This window comes from Blautia sp. MCC283, assembly GCF_018785565.1.
In the GTDB taxonomy this organism is placed as follows: domain Bacteria; phylum Bacillota; class Clostridia; order Lachnospirales; family Lachnospiraceae; genus Blautia_A.
The window spans coordinates 140,460-154,376 of sequence record NZ_WQQB01000008.1 but is presented as its reverse complement, the minus strand read 5'-3'; the positions used below and the strand labels follow the sequence as shown (position 1 = coordinate 154,376).

Annotated in this window: 14 protein-coding genes; 3 read left to right on the top strand and 11 right to left on the bottom strand. The window is 41.7% G+C overall.

Features of this window, described 5'->3' with window-relative positions:
* Nucleotides 1-46 precede the first annotated feature (46 nt).
* The 5 genes from galT to GPK81_RS02870 all read right to left on the bottom strand — a co-directional run bounded on the left by galT (nucleotide 47) and on the right by GPK81_RS02870 (nucleotide 6,537).
* Nucleotides 47-1,537, bottom strand: a complete 1,491-nt coding sequence (galT, locus tag GPK81_RS02890) for a UDP-glucose--hexose-1-phosphate uridylyltransferase (RefSeq protein ID WP_118062406.1) — start codon at nucleotides 1,535-1,537, stop codon at nucleotides 47-49.
* A gap of 139 nt (nucleotides 1,538-1,676) precedes the next feature.
* Entirely contained in the window at nucleotides 1,677-4,130 is a 2,454-nt protein-coding gene (locus tag GPK81_RS02885; RefSeq protein ID WP_021977377.1) for a hypothetical protein, read from the bottom strand.
* 1 nt (nucleotide 4,131) lies between these two features.
* Nucleotides 4,132-5,301: a class I SAM-dependent methyltransferase gene (locus GPK81_RS02880; RefSeq protein WP_021977376.1), complete on the bottom strand. Its 1,170-nt coding sequence runs from the start codon at nucleotides 5,299-5,301 to the stop codon at nucleotides 4,132-4,134.
* Nucleotides 5,302-5,385: 84 nt separating this feature from the next.
* On the bottom strand, nucleotides 5,386-5,760 hold the full coding sequence (locus GPK81_RS02875) for a hypothetical protein (protein ID WP_118062370.1): 375 nt from the start codon (nucleotides 5,758-5,760) through the stop codon (nucleotides 5,386-5,388).
* A gap of 75 nt (nucleotides 5,761-5,835) precedes the next feature.
* Complete coding sequence (locus GPK81_RS02870) at nucleotides 5,836-6,537, bottom strand: 5'-methylthioadenosine/adenosylhomocysteine nucleosidase (RefSeq protein ID WP_021977374.1); 702 nt, start codon at nucleotides 6,535-6,537, stop codon at nucleotides 5,836-5,838.
* A 242-nt stretch (nucleotides 6,538-6,779) separates the two neighbouring features.
* Here GPK81_RS02870 and GPK81_RS02865 point away from each other — a divergent pair, with 242 nt between their 5' ends.
* A complete protein-coding gene (locus tag GPK81_RS02865) occupies nucleotides 6,780-7,028 on the top strand; it encodes a TIGR03905 family TSCPD domain-containing protein (protein ID WP_021977373.1) in 249 nt (82 codons plus the stop codon).
* Between the two features lie 69 nt (nucleotides 7,029-7,097).
* Here GPK81_RS02865 and GPK81_RS02860 read toward each other — a convergent pair whose 3' ends face one another.
* The 3 genes from GPK81_RS02860 to GPK81_RS02850 form a co-directional block, all read right to left on the bottom strand.
* Nucleotides 7,098-8,714: an MBL fold/beta-CASP domain-containing RNA metallo-hydrolase gene (locus GPK81_RS02860; protein WP_021977372.1), complete on the bottom strand. Its 1,617-nt coding sequence runs from the start codon at nucleotides 8,712-8,714 to the stop codon at nucleotides 7,098-7,100.
* A 301-nt stretch (nucleotides 8,715-9,015) separates the two neighbouring features.
* Nucleotides 9,016-9,489 carry a DUF6147 family protein gene (locus tag GPK81_RS02855; protein WP_118062405.1) on the bottom strand — a complete coding sequence of 158 codons (474 nt, stop codon included), beginning with the start codon at nucleotides 9,487-9,489 and terminating at the stop codon, nucleotides 9,016-9,018.
* Nucleotides 9,490-9,556: 67 nt separating this feature from the next.
* Entirely contained in the window at nucleotides 9,557-10,369 is an 813-nt protein-coding gene (locus tag GPK81_RS02850; protein ID WP_178705312.1) for a DUF4367 domain-containing protein, read from the bottom strand.
* A 92-nt stretch (nucleotides 10,370-10,461) separates the two neighbouring features.
* Between GPK81_RS02850 and GPK81_RS02845 the strand changes: the two genes are divergently transcribed.
* Nucleotides 10,462-11,529, top strand: a complete 1,068-nt coding sequence (locus GPK81_RS02845; protein WP_021977369.1) for an undecaprenyldiphospho-muramoylpentapeptide beta-N-acetylglucosaminyltransferase — start codon at nucleotides 10,462-10,464, stop codon at nucleotides 11,527-11,529.
* A gap of 55 nt (nucleotides 11,530-11,584) precedes the next feature.
* On the opposite strand, the gene GPK81_RS02840 is transcribed toward GPK81_RS02845, so the two are convergent.
* Entirely contained in the window at nucleotides 11,585-12,112 is a 528-nt protein-coding gene (locus GPK81_RS02840; protein ID WP_215706500.1) for an RNA polymerase sigma factor, read from the bottom strand.
* Between the two features lie 23 nt (nucleotides 12,113-12,135).
* Nucleotides 12,136-12,540: an HIT family protein gene (locus tag GPK81_RS02835; RefSeq protein ID WP_021977367.1), complete on the bottom strand. Its 405-nt coding sequence runs from the start codon at nucleotides 12,538-12,540 to the stop codon at nucleotides 12,136-12,138.
* Between the two features lie 122 nt (nucleotides 12,541-12,662).
* Between GPK81_RS02835 and GPK81_RS02830 the strand changes: the two genes are divergently transcribed.
* Nucleotides 12,663-13,337: a two-component system sensor histidine kinase NtrB gene (locus GPK81_RS02830; RefSeq protein ID WP_021977366.1), complete on the top strand. Its 675-nt coding sequence runs from the start codon at nucleotides 12,663-12,665 to the stop codon at nucleotides 13,335-13,337.
* Here GPK81_RS02830 and GPK81_RS02825 read toward each other — a convergent pair.
* Nucleotides 13,304-13,906, bottom strand: a complete 603-nt coding sequence (locus GPK81_RS02825) for a rhomboid family intramembrane serine protease (RefSeq protein WP_021977365.1) — start codon at nucleotides 13,904-13,906, stop codon at nucleotides 13,304-13,306. The two genes, GPK81_RS02830 and GPK81_RS02825, sit on opposite strands and share 34 nt — an antisense overlap.
* Nucleotides 13,907-13,917 lie beyond the last annotated feature (11 nt).

Sequence of the window (13,917 nt, the reverse complement as noted above, 5' to 3'; positions counted from 1 at the left end):
CAAACTCCTTCTGAAATCCATATCCAGTCCCGGTGTGCCTCCTTTTTTACAGAGTGCTGATAAATCTCATAAATGCATCCCTGCCCTCTGGTGTGCATTTATAAACACCGGCATCCTCCAGAACATGAACAAATACATTGCCCACCTCTTTGCGGAGAACATCCTGAATATTATCTTTGTCAAGTTTCTCGTATTTCGGCAGAAATTCTGCAACCCATGCAGCATGTTTCTCGATCTTTTCATTAGAAGCGATATCCTTGCCGCTCAAAATATACTCTTCCAGAAGTTCCAGTTCTTCTTTCAGACGTGCCGGAAGAACGGCCAGGCCCATAACTTCAATGAGACCAATATTTTCCTTCTTGATGTGATGGTAACATGCATGTGGATGATAAACGCCAAGCGGATTCTCTTCTGTTGTAATATTGTTTCGAAGTGTCAGATCCAGCTCAAAAGTATCTCCCACCTTACGTGCGATCGGCGTGATGGTATTATGAGGCTCACCGTCTGTCTCTGCAAAAACAAATGCAGCTTCGTCTGTATAGCCTCTCCAGTTTTCCAGCACATGTGTCGCCAGATCGATCAGTCTCTTCTCATCTTTACTCCGGATACGCAAAACAGAAAGCGGCCATTTCACGATACCGGCTTCTACATCTTCATATCCTGGAATCGTCACATGCTTCTCGATCTCAGCCTTCGCCATGGCAAATGTATAATGTCCGCCCTGGAAGTGATCATGGCTCAGGATAGAACCACCAACGATCGGAAGATCCGCATTGGAGCCAAGAAAATAATGCGGAAACAGTTTTACAAAATCAAACAGCTTGATAAACGTGTTTCTCTCGATCTTCATAGGTGTATGTTTACTGTTAAATACAATACAGTGTTCATTGTAATAAACATATGGGGAATACTGAAAGCCCCACGGACTGTCATTGATCGTGATCGGGATAATTCTGTGATTTTCTCTTGCCGGATGATTTACTCTTCCTGCGTAACCTTCATTCTCCGGACAAAGCAGACATTTCGGGTAACTACTGGATTTCACAAGTTTGGCAGCTGCGATGGCTTTCGGATCTTTTTCCGGTTTGGAAAGGTTGATGGTGATATCGATCTTACCATATTCACTGTCTACTGTCCACTTCTGATCTTTTTTTACACGGTAGCGTCTGATATAGTTGCTGTCCTGACTCAGTTTATAAAAATAATCCGTTGCTTTCTCCGGATCTTCTTTATAAGCATCCCAGAATTCTTTCTGCACCTGCGCCGGACGCGGCATCAGACAGTTCATAAGTTTTGTATCGAAGAGATCTCTGTATACAACGCTGTCCTCAATAATCCCTCTCTTTACAGCTTCATCCAGAAGCTCATCGAGAGTCGCCTCAAGATCAATTTTAGCATACTCTGTCTCGGGTTCTGTATATTCACTTTCCCCAAAGGCATCCAGAAGAAGATTCGTCGCATAGATTCTTTCACATTCTGGTGTTATTCCTGTCTCCACTCCATACTGCACCAGTTTTTTGATACTTTCACTTAACATTACATTTTCCCCTTTCCTGTCGCGCTTTTTCCAAAAAAGGACAAATACACCTGTCCTTTTCTGATTTATGCCAAACGGGTCTTCCCGATTTGTCATCTCTGCTGTTACCCCACGGCTTTTATCCGGCCATTTATCTGCGTCACTCTGTAACGTTTTCTATATAGGTCAGGAATACATTTCCCGCACTTTCAAATAATGCTGTACTGTCATTCATTCCATATGGGCTTGTCTGTCCTGTAGACGGGTCATAAAGATACGTATTATATTCATCATAGCCTACGATCACAACGCTGGAATTCTCTCCGGTTTTGGCCACTACCGGCCTCTGGGCGCTGACCTCATAAAGGACATTATCAAGACTGCATCCGGTCAGATCGATCACAGTTCCTGTATCTCCCAGTCCATCCTGAAGTTCCTTCTTCTTCCAGTTAGCTGTCAGGATCGTATCCGGTACATCTTCTATATCCATCTGGATCTTTGTCTTTTTATTTCCACGTTCCCAGACATACTGCTGAGCACGGTTCAGGACAACTCCGGTCTGATTATCCGCACGTTTTACGGCTGCTGCCGGATCTGTATAAATCCGGTCAAGAGATCCATATGCATAAACATAATAAAGTTCTCCCTGCGGAACAGTCGTATCCAGTGTCACCGGTGAATCTTCTGTACTCTCGATCTTGGAATAAACAAGCAGCGGGCTGTCCGTCTCCGGCTTCTGGGTCATGGTCAGGCGGATCAGTGTTCCTGCGCGGTTTGTAGTGATCAGAGCCACATCTACCTGACTTCCGGATGCCTTTTTGTTATTCATGATATTATCTTTTTTCTGGACTGTATAAGTATTTCCTGATTTTGCGGAAAGCTCAAATTCCATCATGGTACTTCCAACCGTCACATTTGTGACATAAAGGCCATCCTGATGATATTCTTTCTTTACTTTACCCTTAAAGCTCTCAATGCGGAATGTACTGAGTCCTTCTGTTTCATGTCCGTTGGCATCTGTAAGAATATCCTCATCAGAAAGGATTCCATATACCAGATCTTCATTCATAAATCCCAGAGTTCTCAGTTTCTGCCCGCTTTCCGGCAGGAGATCTCTTGTTTTCAGTGAATCAAACTCGATTTCTCTGATCTTTCCTTTATCATCTCCGGAAGTGATCAGCCATGCCGCATGTGCCTTGGTCTCAGATACTACAAAATAATTCTGTTTAATACCATCTTCCAGGATCTCAGAAGTTCCTGTTTCAATATCTACCTGATACAGCTTCTGTGCAAAAAGAAGAAACAGCTGATTATTTTTGTTTACATAAGTAAGTGTTCCGAGATCTTCCTTCAGGAATTCGTAGGATTCTGTGCTCGGTATGAAAACCTTTTCTTCCACTACATTACGGTCACTGTTGTAATGATAAACACAGACTCCGCTGTATCCTTCATGAACACCACGGTTCATATAACCATAAAGTACAAAATCCACATCTCCACTGTCTGACACGCGGATGATCTTAATATCATGTTCCGTTCTCACATATCTGGAATCATTATTTTCATCTTTACGGAAACTGAAGATCCTTGTGATCTTACCGCTGGACGGTGCATAAGACCAGAGATCACCATCCTGCTCAAAAACAACGATCTTTCCATCACTGTTAGACGCATAGGTGACATTTTTATTTCGGATTCCCAGAAGAAGTCCCGCATCGGAAACAACCGTCTGAGAAGGATCAAAAACTTTTGTTGCAGAACGCTTGAAGTCCAACAGCATGATCCTGGTCTCCGTATAACGCATACGATAAAATTCCGTAACATCATAAATTTCTGTTTTATCCTCATCATCCTGTGCAGAAACCTGATAATTCAAAGTAATACTTGCGGTTGTTTCGTTGATATCATCGATCAAAGGCACACCTTCCATATACATTTTGGGTGAAAGTGATCCCCAGCTGATATTGGAAAGGCCTGAAGAGATGGTAATATTATTGAAATTGGTTCCACTGGTCGTATCTTCTGCCTCCAGATATCCCGTCAGAGTATCTGCCTGCTCTTTATCCAGACATTTGGAGGAAAAATCTTTTACAAACTGCAAATACGCCTCTGTATTTAACTGCGTTCTGGAAACAACTCTTGTATAGTAATAAACTTCCCCCTCGCTGGTATCCAGCGTGATCTGAAGAGAATATTCCTGGTTCATACGAAGATCACTGCCAATTTCGATCTCTGTACTTAAATATCCGTTTTCTTCTTTGGTAAGATTCTTGATCTTACGGTTCTCCATAACCTTGCTTCCATCTGAAGTACGCACCTCATACGCAAGGCCTGTTACTGTATCTGTGTATGGATTGATCTCAAATGTCAGCTTTTTCGTCGTATCCAGAGGTGTAATACTGCCTCGCATGAAATCGGTCTGCATCTGCTGCCTGTATCCATACATTTTATTTGCCTGTGTACTTCCCAGCTTTACCATAACTTCCGGAAGCGTGGCGTCATTCATATCTGAACGGTTATCCGTAGACTGACTGTTCATCAGAAGTGATGTACAGGCCACTACTGCTACGAAGATCACCAGAAGTATAGCTCCTTTACGTAGGATCTTTTTCATGTCATTCTCCCTTCTGTGAGATCGACTCTTCCGGATAAAGAAGCCTGTCCAGTGTAGGATTTACATGAAGCGCCTTCATGGAATCCGCAAAACTTTCTCTGTTCTTTTTCTTTCCGGTTTTTACTGCGCGGATCAGGATATTCTTTGGTGTATGCTCCATATCAATAAACTCAAGAAGCTGTGTCTCATAGCCTTTACTTTCCAGAAGCTCTGCCCGCAGGCCATCTGTGATCAGCGCAGCCATACGTTCTTTCAAAATTCCGTAACGCATGATCGGCTGCAGCATTTCATTTTTGATCTGGCGGTTCAGTTCATGCTGGCAGCATGGAACAGACAGGATCACCTGTGCCCCCCATTCCACGGCTTTCGCCAGGGCAAAATCTGTTGCTGTATCACAGGCATGAAGTGTCACCACCATATCTACGGAAGAAACTCCTTCATAGCCGGCAATATCTCCCTGATAGAAATGCAGTTTATCATACCCATAAGATCTGGCAAGCTCGCTGCAGTGTCGGATCACATCTTCTTTAAGATCAAGGCCTATGATGTTCACATCAAAACCCTCAAGCTCTCTGAGATAATAATACATCGCAAATGTAAGATAGGACTTTCCACAGCCAAAATCCAGGATTGTAATCTCCCGGTCTTTCGGAAGTTTGGGAAGAATATCCCGAATAAATTCCAGAAAACGGTTGATCTGCCTGAATTTATCATATCGGGAAGCAACTATCTTTCCATCTTTTGTCATAACTCCCAGATCCACCAGAAACGGAGCTGCGGTTCCCTCTTTCAGAATATACTGTTTCACACGGTTATGCGGTGCGATTTTTACACTTTCATTCTGAACAGCTTTATGATTTTTTGTTTTAATCGTTGCCTTGCCTTTTTTGCTTATGAGGATGCTTCCATCCTGGCTGCGTCCGATTACCTGAAGCTGACGGAATTCTTCCATTGCCTGCTCCAGATAATCGATAATCTCTTCCCTTGAATAATTTTTATGGTAAACCTTCGTTCCCTCTGTCACAGACGCCTGGTAACAAAGTTTCCCTTTCAGTTCCACAGGACGAAGCTTCACCTTGGAAGGTCCCTCACCAGTCCTGCGGCCACTTACAACAGCCTGGATCAGCTGTTCATTGATCTGTTCTTCTAAAAATTCCCTTATTGTCTTCATCATACTTCCATTATATTCATTTTCGTTTTTCTTGTATATGGACAGATGTTGGAGGAACCTGTCATTCATATTCTGTCATTACTGTTATCGCGGAAAATACTGTCGACATCTCCGGCGTCGGCATCTTCTCCGGGAAATTTCCTGATATACCAATACCTGGATAAGATCATCCAGAAATCCGCCCGGCATTTCCTGGGCACTGGCATCTTTGGTCATCTCATCTTTCACCAGACTGCAGATATGATACAGCATAAAACGATCCGGATACTCGTCATACAGGCGGCTTCCCTCATAGTCCAGAAGCTGACACTGCATTTCCGCCTTCTCCTGGATCTTTCTGGCTGTATCTGGGTAATAGGATTTCATCAGGTCAAACTCTCTCTCCTGTTCCCGCTCCTCATTATAAAAAACAGGATTTCCCTGTGCAGCATAAAACGGATAAAAGTCTCGATAAAGCATAATCGCTGCTGTCCTCTCTCTGCTATCTCTTACAGTATATGCAGAAAAGATATGACGGTTCCCCTGTTTCTGCAATTATGCCATGCGTTTCAGCATTCCCTGAGTCAGGCGCACGCTATGCTCAATGGCAAGTTTCTCAAATGCCGGATAATCCATGTTTGCGCTGTTATCAGCCTTGTCAGAAATCGCTCTGATGATCAGGAACGGGATTCCGTTAAGAGCTGCTGCCTGTCCGATCGCCGCACCCTCCATCTCAACTGCATATGCGCTGAACTCTTTTACAATGTTGTCCTTTACACCCTGATCACATACAAACTGGTCTCCAGAAGCAATTCTTCCTTCAAAAACCTGGATCTCCGGATTCACTTCCTCGCATACATCACGGGCGATCTTACGAAGACCCTCATCTGCCTGGAAAGAAAATTCTTTCATCTGAGGAATCTGTCCCTTCGGATATCCAAATCCTGTAGCATCCATATCATGATGAAGAACATCTGTAGAAAGTACGATATCTCCGATATTGATGTCGTTATTCAGGCTTCCTGCAATACCGGTATTGATCACAGCTTCCACCTGAAAAAGATCTGCCAGGATCTGGGTACACATACCTGCATTTACTTTACCGATTCCGGACTGCACTACAACAACTTTCTTTCCTTCCAGAACTCCCTCATAAAAGTCCATGTTTGCTCTTGTAGTGATGGACACATCTTCCATCACTTCTTTCAGTCTTGCAACTTCCTGTTCCATTGCGCCTATAATTCCAACACATTTCATGATCTGTAAGTCCTCTCTTTCAATATAATATCCTGCTGAATTTTCATTTTTCTTCTGTTCAACAGTACTTTTTCTTTTTCTACAACGTTCATTATAACAAATTTTATTTTTTATGGAAACTTTTTTTAAGAGATGATATAATCGGTAGATATGATACTGCTCTCCGGTACAAAACCATATAGATATTAAACCATATAGATATTCTCTGTACCGGACGGCAAATAAATACAGGAGGAATTTTTATGACATATAAAACAAAAGGTGTCTGTGCTCAGGGAATTGAGTTCGAGATCGACGACAATAAGAAAGTACACAATATTAAATTTACAGGTGGATGCTCCGGAAATACACAGGGCGTTGCACATCTTGCAGAAGGAATGGATGCTGATGAAGTGATCAGCCGCCTGGAAGGTATCCGCTGTGGTTTCAAACCAACTTCATGTCCGGATCAGCTTGCAAAGGCAATCCGTCAGGCATTAAACGAAGGCTGATCTGTAAGATCAATCGCCACCCTGCAGAATCTTTTTTCTGCAGGGTGTTTTTTATATTTGTTTCTTCTGTCAGATATCTGTTCTGTCCCATTTATCACACAATGACTGGATATCTCTTGCAAAACGGTCCAGATCTTTGTTTGGGCAGCCTTCATTCTTACGGATAATCGTCATCAGGCGGCGTCCCATAGCCAGAAGCTTCTCATATGCACGGGCGGCTTTGGTCGTTTTGGGTGAAGCAGTGGCTTTCACAATGCGGACACCAACAGCTTCGTGGATACATTTGTTCTCCAGAAGATCATATTCTGTTCCGCTGAACGGCGCCGTTGCGTCATATCCCAGCTCTTCTTTCAGTCTCTGGGCAAAAACCTCCGTTACCGTATCATCTCCGTGAGTAACAAAGACATGCTTCGGCTTCGTTTCAAATGCTCTTGCCCAGTTCAGAAGGCCATTTACATCTGCATGACCACTGATTCCGGGCATTCTGCTGATTTCCGCTGCAACCTGCACCGTCTCTCCAAACAGTTTCATCTCTGTGGCCCCTTCCAGAAGTGCCCGGCCAGGGGTTCCTATCGCCTGATATCCAACAAAAAGAATGGTATTTCTTGGATCCCACAGATTATGTTTCAGATGATGTTTGATACGTCCGGCATCACACATACCGCTGGCAGAAATGATCACCTTGCAGTCTTCATCGAAATTAATCGCTCTGGAATCATCGGTAGTAACGGATGTCTTCAAGCCCGGGAATGACAGTGGATTGATTCCTTTGTTCAAAAGATCCATTGCTTCTTCATCGTAGCAGGTATAGGCATTTTCACTGAAAATCGTAGTTGCCTCATTGGCAAGAGGACTGTCTACATACACAGTAAAGCCATCATGCCCGTGAACAAGCCCCTGTTCTTTGATCTGACGGATAAAATACAGCATTTCCTGCGTACGGCCCACAGCAAAGGATGGAATCACCAGATTACCGCCTCTGTCAAAAGTTTTCTGAATGATTTCCGCAAGCATGACTGGATAATCCGGTCGTTCTCCATGACTTCTGTCTCCATAAGTAGACTCCATCACAACATAATCTGCCTCTTTAATATATACAGGATCCTTGATCAGAGGCTGATTAAGATTTCCGATGTCTCCGGAAAATACGATTTTCTCTTTCTTATCATCTTCGGTAAGCCAGATTTCAATACTGCTTGATCCCAGGAGATGTCCCGCATCCACAAAACGAACCTCGATTCCTTCAGCAGGTTTGATAATTTTATCGTATGGACATCTGACAAAGTTTCGAAGAACACCCATTGCGTCTTCCATCGTATATGCAGGAATAAATTCCGGTTTTCCTTCTCTGCGCCCCTTACGATTTCTCCATTCAGCCTCAAACATCTGGATATGTGCGCTGTCACGGAGCATGATATCACAGAGATTACAGGTTGCTTCTGTGGCGTAGATTGGTCCCTGATAGCCTTTTGCATATAATGCCGGAAGATTACCGGAATGATCCATATGAGCATGTGTCAGGAGCACAAAGTCCAGGTCACCCGGAGCTACCGGTAACTCTTTATTCTCGTAATAATCTGGTCCCTGCTCCATTCCATAATCCACCAGAAACTTCCGCCCTGCTGCTTCCAGATAATAGCAGCTTCCGGTCACTTCGTGTGTTGCACCGATAAATGTTATCTTCATGCACAAGCCCCCTTTTCCGCTCTGCTATATGTTCATAAACGCAATCGACTTACGTTTAAGCAGAAATAATCGACTTTCTGTTTATTAACAGTTTTATTGTATTTATTATACACGAAATGTTTGGATTTTGACAGTCTTTTTGTGAAATATATGGAATTTTAAGAATTTATCTTTAGAAAGATTGTTAGATTTTTCAGAATTTTAAGATTCCCCAGCGAAGGTAATGTAAGTTTACTGGATTTTTTTGGTTTGTTGACATCGCTGGGGATGGGATGAGCTTATGCTATAAAATTATTTTTGATTATTTGATCAGCACACCTTTTGTTACTGTGGTTACAGATTCCTTGCTTCCGTCTTTTGCAGCGTGATAGCCACGTACTCTGTAGTAGTAGCCGCTTGGAACGATTACGGTAAGATCTTTATTTAATTTAGAAGCATTGTCTGCTGTAAAACTCCAACTCTTATAAACAGAATATGTTCCATTTACTTTTCGCTCTAAATATATATCTAAATACACTTTTGCACATACATGATGACACTGTGTACGGCCATTTATTGCTACTTTATTACTAGCTACTTTTGTAATTTTAGTAGTTCCTAAATTTAAATTAACACCTCTGAGCATACTATACTCAGTGTCTTCAGAAAAATCTTCTGTTGTCTCCGTTTCTGTAATGTCATCTAAAAGACTTTCAGCAGCTGCTGGAATTGTATTTGCAATAACCAAGATTGTCGAAAACAATAATATACCTAATAATTTTTTTACCTTTTTCATATTTGCTCCTTCCCACTTGTAAACTTTCATTACAAATATAATACGAAACAAATATTGTTTAATCTCTTTAAAAACGCATATTTTGTACTATTTTTATAAATTCCTTTTCCTCAAGCTTTCCAGATATTTCATAAAAGAAATTTTCTTTCTGCCAATAAGCAACATAATTTTCCTTTTCATCTGCCTCATCTTTTATTTTCATCACAGTAACTTCAATATCTTCATCTGAAAATTTTATTTGTGCTATTTTTTTTCCATCCAAACTATATGCTCTACTATTTTTATTTTCAATATTATCATCTATCTGCAACAGTAAAATTGTCTTATTACAGATATACTCTATACATGCATAACCTAATTGTTTGTTTACATCACAACTTAAAAATTCCAAACCACTAGGACGATACATAAAATATGGAACTTTCATCCCTAATTGTTCATTTATATCATCTCGCGCTTTATCTTCATCCATGCTAAGAACATCACTACTCGGATCATTATCAACGCTAATCTTCGTATCATTCCCCGTCCAAACCTTCACCGAATCAATAAAATAACTCCTGTTAGCCTGGCTGGTCATGCTTGCGGCGAATACGCCTGCTGCACACACGAGCACCGCCGCTGCCACCTTTGCTGCTTTATGCCTTTTTTTCTCAGGGAGGTAGACAATTTTTACTTTTTCAGGTTCATCTTCTTCATAAACGCCATCTGCTTTCAGTCGGTCCACAAGTTTTTTGTAGGCAGCTTTTGCCTCTTCTTCCGTTTCTCCATCATCAGGAAGAACTCCGTTCGGAAACAGAACTTCCTCCATCTCGTCTATTTCTTTTTCGTATTCTTCTGCCAACCATTTTTTCAGTTCATCATCCCTGAAATCTTCCATTATTTTTCTCCTGTAATCCTATCTTTCCTTGACAATTCCTCCGTTAGAGTTCATATTTAATAATAGTATATGACTATTCAGGAGGAATCCAAATGAAACACATCGTACTTACCGGCGGTGGTACTGCCGGCCATGTAACTCCAAATATTGCCCTGATCCCAAGACTTAAGGAGCTGGGTTATACAATTTCCTATATCGGTTCCTATGAAGGAATCGAAAAAAAACTGATCGAAGAACTTGGAATCCCTTATTATGGAATTTCATCTGGAAAACTGAGACGCTACTTCGATCTAAAAAACTTTTCTGACCCGTTTCGTGTCCTGAAAGGCTTCAGCCAGGCCAGAAAAATTCTGAAAGATCTGAAACCGGACGTTGTTTTTTCCAAAGGCGGATTCGTTACAGTTCCTGTTGTAATTGCGGCAAAACGCCTGAAAATCCCAGCACTTATCCATGAATCAGATATGACTCCCGGACTCGCCAATAAACTCTGTCTCTCATCTGCATCAAAAATATGCTGCAACTTCCCGGAAACTGTCAATAATCTTCCTGCTGACAAAGCAGTTCTTACCGGAACTCCGATCCGTCAGGAACTTCTTTCCGGAAATGCGGACGCTGGTCGTAAATTCTGTGGTTTCACTGCTGACAAGCCAGTAATTATGGTTATTGGCGGCAGTCTCGGCGCAGCTTCTGTAAACGACAATGTCCGTAAGATCCTTCCGGAACTTCTGAAAGATTTCCAGGTTGTTCATCTTTGCGGAAAAGGTAAAACCGATGAAAGTCTTAAAGGTACCACCGGGTATGTCCAGTATGAATATATCCAGGATGAACTTCCGGATCTGTTCGCTATGGCTGATGTTGTGATTTCACGTGCAGGTGCCAATGCAATCTGCGAAATCCGCGAGCTGCATAAACCGAATCTTCTGATTCCACTTTCCGCAAAAGCAAGTCGTGGTGATCAGATTCTCAATGCACGTTCTTTTGAACGCCAGGGATTCAGCATGGTTCTGGAGGAAGAAGAAATCACAGAAACAAAACTTCTGGACACCATCCACCAGCTTTATACTGACCGTCAGAAATATACAGAAGCCATGGCTGGAAACGGTCGTGTAGATTCTATCAGCAAGATCACAGAGCTTATTGAAGAATGCGCCCGTTCCTGATCATTCACTTTCTGTAAAAAACTCTGCCATTTCCAGGAAATGGCAGGGTTTCTTTTTATTCGTAAACTTTACGAAACTCTTCTTTCAGCCAGCGCTTTGCCTTATATATCCTGTTATTCACACCACTCTTTGTCAATCCAAACTCTTCTGCAACTATCTCAACTGGAATATCCAGATATTTGACCTGAATCAGGATTTCATAATTAAGAGGCTGTTCTTCACGAAATCTTTCCAACACCATGTACATAAATTCTTTCTTCTCTTTACGCAGAATTACTTCTTCCGCATCAACAGATCTCTGAACTTCCAGAATTTCAGAAATATCTTCTGTACAGACAAACTCATGTCTGGAACTGGACTTCTTTTTATAATCCATTGCTTTATTCACGGAAGATCTGCGTATCAGGGAATACATCATTTTTTCATTGTCAACATTCAGTCCTTTTCTCATGTTGTACATTTTATAAAGTACATCCTGGCTGACATCGTCTGCCATATTCCAGTCGTGCAGGATTCCGTATGCGTATGCTTTGGATATTTTTCGATATTTAAGGTAAAACTCTTCGTATGTCTGATTTTTCATTTTTTCTCTTTAGTAGGTATTTATCAGTCTCTGACCTTTTTCAGAATTTCATCTCTCACCTCATCGCTGAGCTCTCCGGCTTTCCAGGTCAGTCCAACTTCATCACCTTTATATCTCGGAATCAGGTGCATATGAAAATGAAATACAGTCTGTCCTGCAATCTCTCCATTATTCTGGACAATATTAAATCCATCACAGTTTAATGCATCTGTCAGCTTTCCAGCCATTTTTTTTGCGAGGATCATTGCCTTTCCTGCTGTCTCATCTGGAAGCTCATAAATATTAGCTGCATGTTTTTTCGGTAAGATCAGAGAATGACCTTTACTTGCCGGACCCAGATCAAGAATTACACGAAAATCCTCATCCTCATAAAGTGTTGCTGCTGGAATTTCTCCATTTGCAATTTTACAAAATATACAATCTCCCATTGTTTTATCCTCCTAGCTTAAATAGTTGTTATTCTTATTTTGTCGTATTTTCTCGATTTTTTCAACACTGTTCTTGTTGATATTTGGAATTTCTGATGTTAATATTTTTTTGAGGTGATAACATGTGCAACGACGACACAGTTAATGAATTAAAAAAAGATTTTCATTACACACTTTCTAAATTTTCTCATGAAATCCGTAATCCGCTGACTCTGATCAACAGCGGACTTCAGATGATCGCATCCGCCCATCCAGAAGTTGAGGATTATGAACACTGGGATGATGTTATGGATAATCTCAGTTATGTGCGGGAACTTCTTGATGAACTTTCTGCATTTAATAACGCAGGACGGGTCAAACCCGAAGCAACCGATACCGGTATGTATCTGAAAACAGTTCTTTCTTCTGTCAAACCTACTCTGGACTATCTGGATATCCGTCTTGTGACAGACATTCCCAATGATCTTCCGACACTGATGCTAGACAGAATCCAAATCCGGCAGATGCTTCTGAACCTTCTTAAGAATGCCTGGGAAGCAGTTCCTGTTCCCGGCGGACAGATCTCTGTGACAGCTTTTACTGAAAAATCTGGTATTTGTATCAATATTCAGGATAATGGATGTGGAATTTCCAAAGAACAGCTTGCAAGTATCTTCCAGCCGTTTTTTACAACAAAAGAAAACGGCACCGGTCTGGGGCTTGCTATTTCCAGACAGGTAGCTGAAGCGCACCATGGCAGTATTTCCATAGAAAGTACCCCTGGTCAGGGAACCGTTTTCCATATTTTTCTTGGATGATAGAATATCACTGCAGTCAGAAAACCGCACAGCAAACCGCCAATATGAGCTATATTATCAACACCTTCACTTGCAAAACCAAAATACAGAGAAAACGCAGCCATGATCAGCATTTGTCTTATGGTCAGATCTGAAACTTTTCCTCTGTGACGGATTATCACATAGATCATTCCTCCCATAACTGCAAATACCGCACCAGATGCTCCTGCGGATAATGTGTATTTTTCTGTCTGCATATCAAAAAACAAAGAGAGCAGATTTCCTCCAAGACCTCCAAGAATATAAATCAGAATAAATTTTATTTTTCCAACAACCGGTTCCAGCCGTTGTCCGAGAACAAACAGTACCAACATATTATTGATCAGATGGGGAGCTCCGAAATGCAGGAACATGCTGGTAAACATACGATACCACTGTCCCTGTTCAAAGATCAGAGGTGCATAAACCGCACCACATTCCAGCATATGTTGTCCATTCTCAGAGCCACCGGTAATCTCTACAATGAGAAAAATTAATGCATTTAACAGAATCAGCAATATCGTCACAGGTTCTTTTTTTATTTCTTCCACTTAAGTCCTCT